The organism is Mucilaginibacter sp. BGA-UO-ETr-C110, from assembly GCF_059567985.1.
The window spans coordinates 1,523,024-1,540,351 of record NZ_JCAQPB010000002.1 but is presented as its reverse complement, the minus strand read 5'-3'; the positions used below and the strand labels follow the sequence as shown (position 1 = coordinate 1,540,351).

Genomic DNA, 17,328 nt, shown 5'->3' with positions numbered 1-17,328 from the left:
AAATCGTTAATTAATGAAAAAGTGCATATCCGCGTCCCTTTTTGTTTACACATTTTTAATATTGTAAAACCTTCTGGTATAAAATACATTGGTTATATTAAAACAATTAAATTGTAACTCAATGAACCCATCATTAAAAGGACAAGCAGCCCTGGTTACTGGTGCCGATAGCGGTATTGGTAAAGGCGTAGCCATGGCTCTGGCTGCTGCAGGTGCAAAATTGGTTATCAACTACGCTCACAATCATGATGCTGCCGAGGCTACTGTTGCCGAAATAAAAGCGGCCGGCGGCGAAGCATTTGCTGTACAGGCCGATGTAAGTCATGAAGATCAGGTAAAGGCAATGTTTGCTCAAATGTATGCACAGTATGGCACCATCGATATACTGGTAAACAATGCCGGTTTACAAAAGGATTCCCGGTTTGTAGACATGACCCTGGATGACTGGAATACGGTGATCAGCATTAACCTTACCGGTCAGTTTTTATGTTCACGTGAAGCGACAAGGGAATTTATACGCAGGGGAGTAGTTGAAGAGCGAAGCCGTGCAGCCGGCAAGATCATTTGCATGAGTAGTGTTCATGAAGTGATTCCCTGGGCGGGGCATGTTAATTACGCCGCAAGTAAAGGGGGCATCAGCATGTTTATGAAAAGTATAGCCCAGGAATTGGCCCCGCATAAAATAAGGGTAGTAGGCATTGGGCCGGGTGCCATACAAACCCCCATAAATAAAGCGGCCTGGGACACGCCCGAAGCATTAGATAAACTACTTACGCTCATACCTTATAACCGCATTGGCAAGCCCGATGATATTGGCAAACTGGCCACCTGGCTGGCATCAGACGAGGCCGATTATATAACCGGTACCACCATTTTTATGGATGGTGGCATGACTTTGTATCCGGGTTTCGCGGATAACGGTTAAATTGAGATTAAAAAAATGTGAAAAATCGGTTTAGCTAGTCCTAAACCGATTTTTTTATGCATTTTTAAATTTACATATTGTAAATTATACACTAAGTAGATTGTAAAAATTTAAATTTTTCATCATAAAAGTCATATAATTATAAAATATTCATAAAAGTTAAATTTTATTTGTCACATTGCTAATCTTAGCATACTTTTGTTATGGATTTAAAATTTAAACGAACATGAAAAAGATATTTATAACTACCGCAATTGCCGCTTTATTAAGTGTTAATGTATTTGCTGCCGATGGCGCTAAAAAAGTAGTAGATGGTGGAACTAATGTTTCATACATTGCTTTACACGGTTTTACAGTTGACTTTGCTGATGCAAAAGAAGTAAACTGGACAGTAACCAAAAATTGCCAGAAAGCTACTTTCACCATTGATGGTGTTAAGAAAACTGCTTTCTACAATCTTAACGGTGAGTTTTTAGGTGTAACTCAAAGAGTTGACGCTAAAGCTATCCCAGCAAAAACTTTAAAACAAATTGCTAAAGATTACAAAGGTTACGAAATAGGTGAGGTTATCGTTTACCAGGCTAATACCGACCTGAACGACAACATCGATCCAACTTCATACTTTGTTGACCTTAAAAACGATGCTCATGAAGTATTGGTAAGGATCACTCAACAAGCTAACCTTGAGTTTTTCCAACAAGTAAGATAATTCTAAAAGAGTTTTCATAAAAAGCCATCCTGATATATCGGGATGGCTTTTTTTATGTCACAAGCTTGTTATTTTGCCATCCATTGTAACTATTAAGCAAACAAATCGGGGCTTTCTGTCTTTATTAATAAGTATAATATTATTAATATAATTTACAGATATGCCCAAGACCATCATTGTATCTAACCGGTTACCTATCAAAATTTCAAAAGCAGAGGACGAATACATTTTATCGCCCAGCGAAGGAGGTTTAGCAACCGGTTTAGGTTCGATATATAAACAAGGAAATAATGTGTGGATAGGCTGGCCCGGCATCGAGATTACCGAGCAGCAGGATAAAGATCACGTTTCCCATCAATTAAAAGAACTAAGCCTTATACCTGTTTTTCTTGATCAGGAAGAGATCAACCAGTATTACGAAGGCTTTTCGAACGAGGTATTATGGCCTGTGTTTCATTATTACGCCTCTACTTACGCTAATTACAAACAATCCAACTGGGATTATTATCAGGCCGTAAATCAAAAATTTAGAGATATCATTTTAAGTATTGCCGAACCTGGTGATATTATATGGATCCATGATTACCAGCTACTGCTTTTACCGGCTCTGGTGAGGAATGAGCTGCCCGATGTTTCTATCGGCTTTTTCCTGCATATTCCATTTCCATCGCACGAGATGTTCCGGCTTATCCCCTGGAGATCTGAGTTGTTGGAAGGCATGCTGGGTGCCGACCTCATCGGCTTTCACACGTTTGACGATGTACGGCACTTTTTAGGTGCAACCTCTCGCATTTTACCGGTAAATACATCCTCAAACATCATTACCATGGATGAACGTTCTATCGTGGTGGAATCATTTCCAATGGGTATAGATGAACAAAAATATGCTACTTTACCGCTGCAAGACGATGTAAAAGAGCAGATTGAACAGATAAAAAATAGTTTTATAAATACAAAACTCATACTTTCTATAGACCGTCTTGATTATAGCAAGGGAATATTGCAACGCCTGCAGGCCTTTGAGCTAATGCTGGAGCTTTGCCCCGAGTGTATTGAAAAAATAACACTCTATATGATTGTTGTGCCTTCGAGAGATACCGTTCCGCAATACGCTCACCTGCGCGATGAAATAGATAAAAGGGTAGGTAATATCAATTCTATATACCGTACCATGGATTGGACACCCATCCATTATTATTACCGGTCGTTCCCGATCGAAACACTCTCCGCCTTATATCACACCGCCGACGTATGCCTGGTAACCCCCATGCGCGATGGTATGAACCTGGTAAGTAAAGAATATATTGCCAGCCGAACCAACAACGATGGTGTATTGATATTAAGTGAGATGGCAGGTTCATCTAAAGAATTAATTGATGCCATCATTGTCAATCCCAACAACACCGGCGAAGTCTGTAGGGCGATATTACAAGCCATCAGCATGCCGCTGGAAGAGCAGCAAAGACGGATGATCGCGATGCGGCAACTGGTCTCTAAATTTAACATCTCTCATTGGGTTAAAATTTTCTTTGATCGTTTAAAAGAGGTTAAGCTCATGCAACGCTCCATGCAAGCCAGGCACGTAAGTTTTGCTACGGAGCAATCTATCATTAACCGGTATATTAAAACCAAAAAAAGGATCATCTTTTTAGATTATGATGGCACCCTGGTAAACTTCAAATCGAACATTGAGCAGGCCAGTCCGGATGAAGAGTTATATAGTATCATTAACAAACTTTCTGAAGACCCGGCCAACCAGGTAGTACTGATCAGCGGTCGTAAACATGAAAACCTGAACCAATGGTTTAGTCATACCGACATTTACCTGATTGCCGAACATGGTTCCTGGTTTAAAAAACCCGGTACTAACTGGCATAAAATATCGGGCCTGAGCGATCAATGGAAGCATGATATTTATCCTATCCTGGAAACTTACGTAGACCGCACTCCGGGCTCCTTTATCGAAGAAAAAACATATTCGCTGGTTTGGCACTATCGCAAGTCACAAAATGGCTTAGGAGAGCTTAGAGCAAGCGAACTGATGAACAACCTGAAATACCTGGCCAGCGATAAAGGTTTACAGCTATTAGCAGGGGATAAGGTACTGGAAGTAAAGAACATGGATATCAATAAAGGTAAGGCCGCTTTAACACTCACAGAAGGTAAAGACTATGATTTTATTATTGCCTTTGGCGACGATTATACCGACGAAGATATATTTAAAGCCTTACCTGAAACTGCCATTACCATCAAAGTAGGCAGCAATTTATCGGCAGCTAAGTTTTATCTCCGTAACCCGATAGAGGTACGCAAATTATTGACCAGCTTTACCCAGCATACCACGGTTGAGGTGGGTTAATTAGCGATTTAGTGATTTAGTGAATTACTGAGTTAAATCAGGTTCGCTAAATCACTAATTCAATAATGATTACAAGAATATTGGTCTATCCAGCTTTATGGCTATACGGTAGGCGGCATTCATTAAGCCTACATGGCTATACGCCTGCGGAAAATTACCCCACTGACTGCCGTCCTGTTCATCAACATCTTCACTAAATAACAGCAGGTGATTGGAATATTGCAGAAGATTGGCAAACTCGCGCTGCGCATCATCCAGCCTGCCAACGCTGGCCAGTGCCTCTACATACCAAAACGCGCATATCAGGAAAGTGGTTTTAGGTTTACCAAAATCATCGGTATATAAATACCTGTAAAATAACCCATTAGGTGTCCTTAGCTCTTTTTCTAATGCCAGTAAATGATCCTTTGCCCTTTGCGATTCCGGATCAAGATAATTCATCATGATCAATTGCAGCGTACTGGCATCGAGGTTAGAACTGCCGGCCGAATTGGTATATACTTTTCTTACCGGATCGTAACAACTTTCGATATGCGCGGCAGCACGTTCTTTCAGTTCTATGGCCCTGTCAACAAGTTCTTTATTGTCGATGGTGCGCGCCATTTTTTCAGCTGCCGAAGCTCCGGCCCATTGAAACAGGTTACTATAGCAGTGTATATTGGCCATATTCCGAAATTCCCAGATCCCGGCGTCCTTTTCATCAATGGTACGGTCAATTTTATTCAATAACGACTCTATCCAGCGTACAGAATCCTTACGTTCCGAAAAAACAAAACGATGATCGGTATACAGCGGGAGCAGGGATATCATAACCTGCCCATAAATATCGTTCTGTATATGCTCATAGGCCTGGTTTCCAATGCGCACGGGCTTGTTACCCATGTATCCATCCAAATCGGTCAATATCTCTTCAACCAGATTCTTTTTGCCGGTTATGCCATAAAGCGGCTGGTAGCGTTCGTCTTCAGAAAAGGAAATATCAGTAACATAGCCAAAGTACTTTTCCATTTCCTCAAAGTGCCCGATGTGATTCAGGGCCATGATCACATAATAAGTATCGCGCAGCCAGCAATACCGGTAATCCCAGTTACGGCCACTACCCGGTGATTCGGGCAAACTGGTGGTACTTGCTGCTATAATGGCCCCTGTGTCTTCAAACTGGTGTATTTTTAAAGCCAGTCCCGAGCGGATCACAAATGGCTGATAATACGTAGCGATAGAGGAGTGTTTGATCCAGGTGCGCCAGTACTGCACAGTTTCGGCCAAAAAACGGTCGGCTGTGGATATCAGGGCAGCCTCCAGGGGTTCGCCATAGGTTAGGGCAAGGTATTTGGTTTCATTCAATACAAAGGCTTGCTCATCAAAAACATAGCTAATGGGTATATTGGTTGTAAGCCTGATATTTTCCTCACCGCCCAGGTATTGAATATGATTACTTCCCCGGTTAACGGTTAATTTTACCGCGCCATATTCAGATACCGGTTCACACTTCACAATAACCCTCGGCGAGCCTTCTATAGCTTCAATCTTCCTGAACAGCATTAAGGGCTTGTAATACCGCTGGTGCTGGTAAAACCTCGGCGCAAAATCGGTGATGCGGTATTTACCACCACTTTTAGGACTTACCTCGGTTATCAGCACATTGGTATTTTCAAGATAATGTTGTTCCGAAGTATATTCTCCCTCAGGGCGAATAGAAAACTCGCCACCCTTGGTTTTATCTAGTAAACCGCCAAAAATAAACGTGCTGTCAAATTTAGGCCAGCACAGCCAATCCACATTGGTATTTTTATTAATGTGGGCCAAAAAGGCGCAATTTCCAATTATTCCGGTCTCATAGGTATGTCTGCTCATTCAATTTTGTGCTTAGTCAATAGGTTCAACAATATTTGCGGCTTAATGTTGAGGTAAAATTTCAATGCACAAACTGAACCCATTTCACAATTGATTTTAAGTTTAAAACCTTATTATAAAATTCAAACAATAAAATAGGAGCGGAGGACTTTTTAAACCCTTATTTTAACACTTTTCTGATCGAAAATGGACATAAAACGAGTCAAAAACTACTGAAAAATCATTCAAAACCATCGATTTTAACACTTTTTAACAAATTTTTGATGGGTTTTGAAAACTTTAAAAAGTATTAAAATATTGATTTAAAGCTATTTAATTAAAATAAAACTAATTTTTAGCCTATTTTAAGCTCTTTAAGCAAACGGCCCCACTTACACTTTTCAAAGTAAGCAGGGCCGTTATTTCTTATATATAAATATACAAAATATTTGCGGCCTTTGCAATTAGAAGTCCGTTCATTTTCAAATTGTCGCAGAATCGACTCACCCTGTCATCGCCTATGGCGGAAAGAGGGGGGCACAAACGCGTCATTGCGAGCGCAGCGTGGCAATCCCTAACTGTGCAGGGCGGCTTTGCTTATTGGGGATTGCCACGCTGCGCTCGCAATGACGTTATTTTTCACATCCAGCGAAGCTGAAGAGAGGGTCGCCCAGCGAAGCGTAGGCGGGGTGAGTCGACACCGCGCGGCATCTGAAGCGTACCCATTACCAACCCCAAAGTTTACACATTTCATCATTCTGTAAATTTTGCCACCGATTATCTTTTTACATTTTGATTTATCAATTAATGTATAGTAACTTAGTAGTCATTTATTATATATAAACAAACATAGTCATGAGTTTACGATTAGGCGATAAAGCCCCAAATTTTCAGGCAAAAACATCAGCAGGTGATATTGATTTTTACGAATACCTTGGCGACAGCTGGGGCGTGCTTTTTTCGCATCCCGGCGATTATACACCGGTTTGTACAACCGAGCTGGGTAAAACAGCCGCTTTAAAAGACGAGTTTGCCAAACGCAATGTAAAAGTACTGGCACTGAGTGTCGATTCGGTAGAATCACACCACGGCTGGATAGGGGATATCAACGAAACACAAGGGGTAGAGGTAAACTTCCCGATCATTGCCGATGAGGATCGCAAAATTTCTGAAGCTTATGATATGATTCATCCAAATGCTTCTGTTAACGCTACAGTAAGGTCGTTATTCATCATCGGTCCGGATAAAGCCGTTAAGCTCATTATTACCTATCCGGCATCAACGGGTCGTAATTTCCAGGAGATTTTAAGGGTGATAGACTCTTTACAATTAACAGCCAATTATGGTGTTGCCACACCGGCCGATTGGAAGGATGGAGAGGACGTTGTTGTTGTGCCGGCTATAAAAACAGAAGACATCCCGGCCAAATTTCCAAAGGGTTATAAAGCTATTAAACCCTATTTAAGGATAACTCCGCAACCAAACAAATAATTTTATTTGGTTTATTAATAATTTTATATATTTGGGAAAGGTGGATTTATCTATTCCTTCTGATTATTAAAACCATTTTATTTTCAGTTTGGCTTTAGTTATTAATCTTATACACGAATTTTTTTTTAATACGATAATTATAATTATGAAAACTGGAAAAGTAAAATGGTTTAACACACAAAAAGGTTATGGCTTCATCGTTACCGAAGACGGTAAAGATCTTTTTGTACACTTTAAAGACGTACAAGGCGGCGTAAACGCCATTAAAGATAACGACGATGTAACTTACGAAGTGGAAGAAGGAAGAAAAGGACTGCAAGCAGTAAACGTAAAAAAAGCATAGTTAACCAAAGCTCTTAAAAAAAAGACCTCTGCATACACAGGGGTTTTTTTATGTTTAAATTTTTGATTTTATATAATTCTGCTACTTTAGCCGTTCAAACGCCTATAAAAAACTTATGACAACAGCTACAGCTACCTCCGCCAAAGCTACAAGGAACATGATCTTCCTGGTTCTTGTTGCTTCACTTGGCTATTTCGTTGATATTTATGATCTGGTTATCTTTTCAATCGTACGGATCGATAGCTTACGGGGCATTGGCATTTCCGAAGCTGATATACGCGCGCAGGGTGTATATGTTATCAATATGCAAATGTTTGGCCTGCTGCTGGGTGGCATTATCTGGGGTGTTATTGGCGACAAGTTCGGGCGCATAAAGGTTTTATTTGGGTCGATACTGCTGTATTCCATTGCAAATTTCGCGAATGGCTTGGTACATGATATTAATACCTATGCTATTGTCCGTTTAATAGCAGGCATAGGTCTTGCCGGTGAATTAGGCGCCGGTATTACCCTGGTAACCGAAACATTGAGTAAAGAAAAACGTGGTTATGGCACCATGATAGTTGCCGTGATTGGGCTTTTTGGAGCCGTAGCCGCTGCCACCATTGCCAAATACGGCTGGCGTAACGCTTATTTTGTTGGCGGCGGTTTAGGTATTGTATTGCTGTTACTAAGATTAGGCACTTTTGAATCGGGCATGTATAAAAATGTAGCCGACAGCAAGGTATCTAAAGGAAATTTATTGATGCTGTTTAATGATGGCAAACGGTTCAGAAAATATTTGTATTGCATTTTAATAGGCGCACCGCTTTGGTATGTAGTAGGCATATTGATAACTCAGGCCAAAGAGTTTGGGATAGCATTGGGTTCAAAAGAAGTATTAACCGCAGGCTCAGGCATTTTATATAGCTATGTGGGTATAGCTGTCGGTGATCTGTTTGCCGGCTTGCTGGCTCAAATTACCAAGTCAAGAAAGCTAACGATGGCTGTGTTTCTTTTACTGTCATTAGTGAGTGTTACAGCATATCTGAGCTGTAAAGGAATTACATCTTCACAATTTGTTTGGCTAAGCTTTTTTATGGGATGTACCGTTGGCTATTGGGCCACATTTGTTACCATAGCAGCCGAGCAGTTTGGCACCAATATACGGTCTACAGTTACTACAACCGTTCCTAACTTTGTGCGCGGCTCTTTAATTCCCATCAACTGGGCTTTTGATGCCTTAGTAAAACATAACGGCATGATCACCAGTGGTTATATTATGATGGGGATATTAACCGTAATTTCATTATTTGCATTAAGTCAACTCAAAGAAACTTTTGGCAAAGATCTGGATTACGTTGAAATAAGCTAGAAGTGATAGTATCAAGTAATTAGTATCAAGTATCACGACTGCTTAAACGCGGCATTTAGGGTTACAAAAAATCTTGATACTTGATACTCGCTACTAAATACTAAAAAACTACTTTTACATCTTATGATTAGCAAAGAACAAATAGCCACCGATTATCAGCAAATACAGGACGAGATATGCGCGGCGCTTGAGCTAAGCGATGGCAAAGCCAGGTTTGAAGAAGAAATATGGGAACGTGAAGGCGGTGGCGGCGGACGTACCCGCATCATTCAAAACGGTAATGTATTTGAAAAAGGTGGTGTAAACTTTTCTGCCGTTCATGGCCAACTGCCCGAAAATATGAAGAGGGCCCTGCAGGTGGAATCTGACGACTTTTTTGCAACCGGCGTATCCATTGTGATCCATCCGAATCATCCCATGGTGCCCATCATCCACATGAACATCCGGTATTTTGAAATGCCATCGTCATTTAGCGGCGAACAACAACCCATCCGATGGTTTGGCGGAGGTATCGATCTTACACCGCATTATATTATTGATGCGGATGCCCAATATTTCCACAGTAATATCAAAGCGGTTTGCGATGCTTACTACCACGATTTTTATCACCGGTTTAAACTTTGGGCCGATGACTATTTTTATATTAAACACCGTAACGAAACCCGCGGCATAGGCGGCATATTTTATGATCGCTTAACGGCCAATGATGAATTGTCATGGGATAACATCTTTGAGTTTTCAAAGGCATTAGGACGGTCGTTCATACCAATTTACACCGAACTGGTTGATCGTAACCGCAACACTGCCTTTACCGAAGAACAGCAACTTTGGCAATACCAGCGCCGCAGCCGCTATACCGAATTTAACCTGGTATATGATGCAGGTACCAAATTTGGCCTGGAAACCAATGGTCGTATCGAATCCATATTGATGAGTTTACCGCCTACTGCCAAATGGCTCTATAACTATCAGCCGGTGGCGGGCAGCGAAGAGGAAAGAACACTATCTTTACTCAAAAAAGGTATTAACTGGGCGTAGATTTAGTATCAAGTAGCTAGTATCAAGTATCACGACTACTTAAACGCGATATTTAGAATTACAAAAAATCTTGATACTTGATACTAGCTACTTGATACTAACCTCGATACCAAAAAACATTTACTCATGAAAAAAACGATCTTCCCTTTATTACTTATAACCCTGTTGTGTGGCTTTACCAGGAGTAAAAGTCCGCTGACGGGCCTTTGGGAGTATAGGGGAGGTCTGTTCAATGGCAAACAAGATACTGTATCAACCAGCTATAAACTGCAGCGCACGTATGACGATTTGCATTACCAGGCCAGAGTAATTGAAAAAGGACAGAAAACTTTTATTTACGAAAAAGGCGATTATAAGCTACAGGCAGATACCTGTTTTGAAACCCAGACCTATTGTAACCAGCCCTCAAAATTATTAGGCAAAACCGTAAAATACATCTATAACTTGAGTAATGATACGCTTAAATTACTGGCTACCTTACCCAACGGCAACAAGATCGAAGACCATTGGGTGAAGGTTCATTAGTATCATTGGTGAATAGTTTATAAAGGACTATCGGAAAAACCTAATGAACAAATGACCCGGTACAAACCAATGAACAAATGACACCAATGAACCAATAGAATTTATGATTAAAAAATGGATAAAAGGCAGGATCCTGAAATACATTAGCGATTTTAAAGACCTGGACGGCTGGCTTACCGAGCGCGAAGCTATGGGATTGTTTCTTTTAGCTTTTAAAGCACCGCGTAATGCTAAGATAGTTGAAATAGGTAGCTGGCAAGGTAAAAGCACTTATTGTTTATCCAAAGGGCTTAGATCAGGGAAAGTTTATGCGATAGATCCTTTTAATGCTGATGGGGGATTGGATAAGGATAGCGAAAAAATATATGCTGCAAAAAAGGGCACTGATAACCTTTATGATAAGTTCATCGATAACATGACCAGGCTTAAAGTACGATCAAAGATCGTTGCAAAACAAGGATATTCATATCAATTCCCGGATGAATTTGATAAAATAGATGTGCTTTTTATTGATGGAGACCATTCGATAGAAGGTTGTAAATTGGATTTTGACCTATTTTCACCCAAAGTTGCTATAGGTGGCTATATTGCTTTCCATGATTATGATAAAACACGTGATGAATTGGGCCCTACCTATGTGATACAAAATATAGTGATGAATTCTTTAGCCTATGAGTATTACCGGCAATATGATTCTTTGTGGGTGGCTAAAAAGATTGCATAAGACCACTGCAAAGCTTGTTCTATAAACCAAAGACACTAACGAACTAATGGAGCAAAAAAATGGCACAATAACCAACTATTTTCTTAACTTCGCAGGTCGTTTAAAAAACACTTTTTAACGCACAATTATAAGAGAAGATTCCACAAATTAATAAAAATGGCCGAAGGAACAGAAAACGATAATTCAAGCAAGGAAGACAGAATAATTTCGATAAATATTGACGAAGAAATGCGATCCGCTTACATTGATTATTCAATGTCGGTGATCGTTTCCAGGGCATTACCCGATGTTCGAGACGGATTAAAACCCGTACACAGGCGTGTGTTATACGGCATGCTTGATCTGGGTTTAAATAACAACAAACCTTATAAAAAGTCTGCCCGTATTGTAGGGGAGGTGATGGGTAAATATCACCCGCATGGTGATAAATCTGTATATGATACCATGGTTCGTATGGCCCAGGAGTGGAGCTTACGCTACCTGTTGGTTGAAGGCCAGGGTAACTACGGATCTATTGATGGTGATGAGCCCGCGGCAATGCGTTATACTGAGGCACGTTTGCAAAAACTGGCTGAGGAAATGCTGGCCGATATCAATAAAGATACCATTGATTTCCAGTTAAACTTTGACGACTCGCTACAGGAGCCAACCGTATTGCCATCTAAATTCCCTAACCTGCTGGTTAACGGAGCATCTGGTATCGCGGTAGGTATGGCTACCAATATGGCGCCGCACAACCTGTCGGAAGTAATTGATGCTACCATAGCATTGATCGATAACCGCCAGATAGAGGTTGCTGAGTTAATGAAATATGTTAAAGGTCCGGATTTTCCTACAGGTGGTATCATCTATGGTTTTGAAGGTCCCCGCGAAGCGCTGGAAACAGGTCGTGGCAGGGTAGTGATCCGTGCCCGGGCAGAAATTGAAACACATGGCAGCGATCGCGAACGTATCATCGTGACCGAAGTACCTTACCAGGTAAACAAGGCCCTGATGATCGAACGTACTGCCGACCTTGTGAACGATAAAAAACTGGAAGGCATATCATCTATCAGGGACGAATCAAGCCGTGAGGGTATCCGTATAGTTTATGAAATTAAACGGGAAGCCAATGCAGCTATTGTATTGAACAACCTGTTCAAATATACCGCGCTGCAAACCTCATTCAGTGTAAACAATATCGCGCTGGTTAATGGCCGCCCGATGATGCTTAACCTGAGGGATCTGATCCATCATTTTGTGGAGCACAGGCATGAGGTTGTGGTACGCCGTACCAAGTTTGAGCTTTCTGAAGCGGAAAAACGCGCCCATATATTAGAAGGTTTACTGATCGCCCTTGATCACCTGGATGAAGTGATTCGCCTGATACGTGCATCACAGACACCTGATGAGGCACGGGAAGGCTTAATGGGCCAGTTCGGTTTATCCGACATACAGGCCCGTGCCATATTGGATATGACGCTTCGCCGGTTAACCGGACTTGAACGCGATAAGATCAAAGATGAGTACGCGGAGTTAATGAAGCTGATTGATTATTTAAGATCAATTTTAAATGACGAAGGCTTAAGGATGCAGATCATTAAAGATGAACTGTTAGAAATTAAAGATAAATACGGCGACGAGCGCAGAACAGAAATGGTTCACTCATCGGCCGAGATGCAAACTGAAGACTTTATTGAGGATGAGGATGTGGTAATTACCATATCGCGCGAAGGCTATATCAAACGTACGCCTTTAACCGAATATCGTCGTCAGGGCAGGGGTGGTAAAGGCTCGCTCGGCAGCAACAGCCGTGATGCCGACTTTATTGAGCACTTGCTGGTGGCATCAAACCACAACTATATGTTGTTCTTTACCGAGTCGGGCCAATGTTACTGGCTCAGGGTATTTGAAATTCCGGAAGGCACACGTACGTCAAAAGGACGCGCCATTCAGAATATCATCAATATCCCTAAGGAAGAGAACATTAAGGCTTACATCAAACTGATCAGCCTTAAAGACCAGAACTACCTGGAAAATAACTTCATTATCATGTGTACCAAGAAAGGTACCATCAAAAAAACATCGTTAGAAGCGTACTCACGTCCGCGTGCTAATGGTATCAATGCCATCAACATCAACGAGGGCGATTCATTACTGGAAGCTACCTTAACAACTGGCAGCAGCGAAATAGTAATGGCATTACAATCGGGTAGGGCTATCCGCTTTAATGAGTCGACTGTTAGACCGATGGGACGTACCGCTACCGGTGTTCGTGGTATATCATTGGATAGCGATAATGATGAAGTAGTAGGTATGATCAGTATCAATGATACGGAAACAACCGTTCTGGTAGTATCAGAAAAAGGTTATGGTAAACGTACTGATATTGACGACTACAGGGTAACCAATCGTGGTGGTAAAGGTGTAAAAACTTTAAACATTACTGAAAAAACCGGAAACCTTGTGGCCATAAAAGGTGTTACAGATAAAGAAGATTTGATGATCATCAACAAATCGGGCATTATTATACGTATTGCGGTTAGCGAGCTAAGAACCATGGGCCGTGCCACACAGGGTGTTAGATTGATTACTTTAAAAGGTAATGATGAAATAGCTTCTGTAGCGAAAATTGAGCATGACGAGGATGAAGAAGCGGAATTGGATGAAAATGCAGTAAATGACGCAGGCGATGGTGATGACACAGCTAATGACAGCGAAGAATCAACTACCGAAACTACTGAATAAACAATATGGGTTACCGTAAAATTATCCTGGCGGTTTTAATAACATCAATGACTACAACCTTTGCCTTTGCTCAAAGCGAAGCGCTAAAGGTTGTAGTTAATAATCTGGCTTATTACAAGCAGAAAAATGATCTGAAATATCTGGCAGCAGCCAAAAAATCGGCTGACAGCCTGATCATTACCAGATCAGATACAGCCGATCTGGAGAAAAATACCTACCGGGCACTGGTTAATTCGAGCATTCTGTATATAGATTCGCTTAATAAACTAGGCCAGCCCGAGAAATTGCTGCCCGAAACTTCGACTTTGGTTGATAAACTTTCGGCCAATAAAAAAGAGTATAAGTTTCAGGCGGAAATTGATTATGCCAAGCGTTGCTTAGCGAATGTTTACATCCGCAAAGGGTTTGAGTATACCAACAACTCAGATTTTACCAAAGCAAGGGAATCATTTGACAATGCACGCAAATATGCCCCGAACTTTAAAGCGGTTAACGATTATATCGCTTATTCAAACAATAAGGCCGGTAATCTGGTTGATGCGGCTAAATACTATAGCAGATTATTAGCCGTTGATAGTGGAAGGGCCGAATATATTGAAACCGCTTCCAGCATTTATAAATCATTGGGCGATACATCCAAAGCTTTAGAGATACTTCAAAAGGGGAGGAAGGTATTACCTAACGACCGTTTTTTATTGCTTGACGAGGCTAACATTTACAACAATCAAAAAAATTATAAAGCCCTGGAGCCATTAATAGGCCCTTTACTTGATATTAATGCAAATAACGCCGATATTGCATTTGTGGCCGCTAATTGTTATGACCATTTAAATAAATTTGATAAAGCGGAGTCACTTTATCTGCGTACTATTGAATTAAACAGTTCTGCTTATGACCCCGCTTTTAATTTAGGCTTGCTTTATTTAAAACAAAGTGCCAACGCGAAGGGGGGGAGTGAAGATCAGGACATAGGTCGCGCTGTACAATGGCTTGAAAAAGCAAATGAAATATCCCCTAATAACGTACAGGGCCTGAAAGCACTACAACTGGTTTATGCTAAAACCGGTAATAAAGATCAACTTGACAAAATAAACAGTAAACTAAAACAGTTAACAAACTAACTAAACTATGAAAATCAAACTTTTGATGGCGGGCCTGTTAGGCTTAGTTTCAGCAACAACGTTTGCACAAAAAGGTGAATTAAGCACTGCAAAAAGTGAATATGACAACTACGAAGGACTAAGGGGATCAAAAGCTACCTTAGCCGTTGCTACTAAAAGCCTTGGAACGGCTAGAACCTCTATTGACAAAGCTGCTGCCAATGAAAAAACAGCCGCCTTACCGCAAACCTTTGCTTTAAAAGGAGCCATTTATGCTGCACTGGCAGTTCAGGACACGGTTGCGGCTACATCATTGCCTTTGTTTACAACTGCCGATGAATCATTGAAAAAAGCCAAAGAACTGGATACCAAAGGCGAGAACAAACAAGTAATAGATAACGCTTATTTAAACCTGGCTCAATACCAGTTAACCAAAGGTGTTGCCGAATACTCTGCTCAAAAGTATGATCAGGCTTATCATTCATTTGATTACTATCGTACAGTTTTACCTGAAGACACCAACGCTATTTACTACACAGGTTTAGCCGCGGCCAATGCCAAAAACTATCCGGCAGCCATAACCAATTATAACAAGTTGGTTACCACTAAATACTCCAAAAACGCGGGCGTTTACATGGATCTGTCGTCACTTTATTTGGCTAATAAGGATACCACTAATGCGCTTAAATCAGTTAGTGATGGTATAGTAAAATATCCTTCAAGTACCGATCTGCGCAAGAGAGAGATCGAAATAAGTCTGCAAACAGGAAAAGAAAAAGAAGTAATTCAAAAAATACAAGCTGCTTTAACTGCCGATCCTAAAAACAAAACTTTGTATTACTATGCAGGTTTAACTTATTCACAAACAGCCGAAGCCATCATAAAAGAACAAGGTAAAGCAAAAGACCCTGCAGCCAAAGCCACCTTACAACAGCAAAAAGTTGATAATTATACCAAGGCTGCCGATATGTACAAAAAAGCGTTGGAAATAGATCCAAACTATTTTGAAGCAAACCTGAATTTAGGTTATGTAATTCTTAACCCGGCAATTGACTCTTACAACGCGGCAAATAAATTACCGGCTAACAAACAAAAAGAATATGATGCAGCTATAGCCAAAGCAAATGCACAATTTGATCTGGCAAAACCATATCTGGTAAAAGCTGCTGATCTGAACCCAAAATCGATTGATGCTTTAACAAACCTTAGAACTTATTACTTAGGTAAAAAAGATAACGTTAATGCAGAAGCAACCAAAAAGAAAATTGACGCATTGAACGGTCAATAAGATATACCACAGAAGAGGGGCTTTATTAAAAAGCCTCTCTTTTTAATTCTATTACTTAACATAATGTTAATTATGTGAAAAATATAAAAAGAGGTCTTCAGAGGGAAAGTTTTGTCTCAGCTCCATAAAGTACACCCTTGATTATTCGGATTACAAATATTACTTTGGTAGACATTATTTAAAATAACCTTGTCATGAAATATTTAGTTTTTGCGTTACTGATTTTCAGCGCAATATCTGCTCGTGCTCAAATTGTATTTGCATCACCAGACCGGAACGATTTTAAATCTATTACTTTTATAGTGAATCGTGAAGATATCAATAACCCACAATTGATCTTGAATGATTTAAAGCATGCTCCTGTAACTCTTGTTGTCAAAAGAGATACAACAGTTTCTAATATTCGCTTAATTAAAGTTTTTAATCCGGCAACAAATGAATTGTGTTTTTTGAGTTTTCCGCTTAATCTGTCTATGCTAACGCTTTATGATAGTAAATTTAAGATTGTGGCTAATTTAAATAATGATAGTTATTCCTGGCATATTGCGAATGAAACTTCTCAGACTAAAAGTGCTCCACCAATATCATCTGAACAACTTGCGAAGTTATTTATGTTGTTATTGTAACTTTTTTTCCAAATTACTACTCATTAATAAATATCATTAAAATGGATGATGTAATAGCTAATATTGAAAAGACCGCTATTGAATATAGAGGAAAAATTATTAACCACTCTATTACTTTAGAGCGACTTATAGATTTTTTACTTTAGAGCGACTTATAGATTTTTTTCTTTCTGCGTATTTTTGCAGCGATTCGGAGAAACAAGATGAACTTATTTTAATCTTACTTGCTAACGAAAAGATTTCTTTTAGCGGAAAACTGGATGCCTTTCAGTTTTTAATAAAAAGT

The 17,328-nt window shown here is 40.3% G+C and carries 14 protein-coding genes; 13 read left to right on the top strand and 1 reads right to left on the bottom strand.

The features are described from left to right. Positions 1-121 precede the first annotated feature (121 nt). From AC57BQ_RS07530 to AC57BQ_RS07520, 3 genes are all read left to right on the top strand, one after another. Positions 122-925, top strand: coding sequence for an SDR family oxidoreductase (locus AC57BQ_RS07530; protein ID WP_496405688.1), 804 nt, complete (start codon positions 122-124; stop codon positions 923-925). 226 nt (positions 926-1,151) lie between these two features. Beyond that, positions 1,152-1,634 (top strand): hypothetical protein, encoded by a 483-nt coding sequence (locus AC57BQ_RS07525; RefSeq protein WP_090470749.1) that lies wholly within the window; start codon positions 1,152-1,154, stop codon positions 1,632-1,634. 160 nt (positions 1,635-1,794) lie between these two features. Beyond that, positions 1,795-3,993 (top strand): bifunctional alpha,alpha-trehalose-phosphate synthase (UDP-forming)/trehalose-phosphatase, encoded by a 2,199-nt coding sequence (locus tag AC57BQ_RS07520; RefSeq protein ID WP_496405687.1) that lies wholly within the window; start codon positions 1,795-1,797, stop codon positions 3,991-3,993. Positions 3,994-4,062: 69 nt separating this feature from the next. Here the strand turns inward: AC57BQ_RS07520 and AC57BQ_RS07515 are convergent, their stop codons facing one another. Continuing rightward, entirely contained in the window at positions 4,063-5,847 is a 1,785-nt protein-coding gene (locus tag AC57BQ_RS07515; protein WP_496405686.1) for a glycoside hydrolase family 15 protein, read from the bottom strand. A gap of 834 nt (positions 5,848-6,681) precedes the next feature. Here AC57BQ_RS07515 and AC57BQ_RS07510 point away from each other — a divergent pair. The 10 genes from AC57BQ_RS07510 (at position 6,682) to AC57BQ_RS07465 (ending at position 17,042) form a co-directional block, all read left to right on the top strand. Further along, positions 6,682-7,317, top strand: a complete 636-nt coding sequence (locus tag AC57BQ_RS07510; protein ID WP_076372900.1) for a peroxiredoxin — start codon at positions 6,682-6,684, stop codon at positions 7,315-7,317. Positions 7,318-7,462: 145 nt separating this feature from the next. Further along, on the top strand, positions 7,463-7,660 hold the full coding sequence (locus AC57BQ_RS07505) for a cold-shock protein (RefSeq protein ID WP_076372898.1): 198 nt from the start codon (positions 7,463-7,465) through the stop codon (positions 7,658-7,660). Positions 7,661-7,775: 115 nt separating this feature from the next. Further along, positions 7,776-9,014, top strand: a complete 1,239-nt coding sequence (locus AC57BQ_RS07500) for an MFS transporter (RefSeq protein WP_176852093.1) — start codon at positions 7,776-7,778, stop codon at positions 9,012-9,014. A 123-nt stretch (positions 9,015-9,137) separates the two neighbouring features. Beyond that, positions 9,138-10,052: an oxygen-dependent coproporphyrinogen oxidase gene (gene hemF / locus AC57BQ_RS07495; RefSeq protein ID WP_496405685.1), complete on the top strand. Its 915-nt coding sequence runs from the start codon at positions 9,138-9,140 to the stop codon at positions 10,050-10,052. A 126-nt stretch (positions 10,053-10,178) separates the two neighbouring features. Continuing rightward, the gene (locus tag AC57BQ_RS07490) at positions 10,179-10,577 is read left to right on the top strand and encodes a hypothetical protein (protein WP_496405684.1); all 399 of its coding nucleotides are present in this window, start codon (positions 10,179-10,181) and stop codon (positions 10,575-10,577) included. Between the two features lie 103 nt (positions 10,578-10,680). Then, the gene (locus AC57BQ_RS07485; protein ID WP_496405683.1) at positions 10,681-11,301 is read left to right on the top strand and encodes a class I SAM-dependent methyltransferase; all 621 of its coding nucleotides are present in this window, start codon (positions 10,681-10,683) and stop codon (positions 11,299-11,301) included. Between the two features lie 156 nt (positions 11,302-11,457). After that, positions 11,458-14,028 (top strand): DNA gyrase subunit A, encoded by a 2,571-nt coding sequence (gene gyrA / locus AC57BQ_RS07480; protein ID WP_496405682.1) that lies wholly within the window; start codon positions 11,458-11,460, stop codon positions 14,026-14,028. Between the two features lie 47 nt (positions 14,029-14,075). After that, on the top strand, positions 14,076-15,149 hold the full coding sequence (locus AC57BQ_RS07475; protein ID WP_496405681.1) for a tetratricopeptide repeat protein: 1,074 nt from the start codon (positions 14,076-14,078) through the stop codon (positions 15,147-15,149). A 7-nt stretch (positions 15,150-15,156) separates the two neighbouring features. Further along, a complete protein-coding gene (locus AC57BQ_RS07470; RefSeq protein ID WP_496405680.1) occupies positions 15,157-16,416 on the top strand; it encodes a tetratricopeptide repeat protein in 1,260 nt (419 codons plus the stop codon). 194 nt (positions 16,417-16,610) lie between these two features. Beyond that, positions 16,611-17,042, top strand: a complete 432-nt coding sequence (locus AC57BQ_RS07465; protein ID WP_496405679.1) for a hypothetical protein — start codon at positions 16,611-16,613, stop codon at positions 17,040-17,042. Positions 17,043-17,328: the final 286 nt, after the last annotated feature.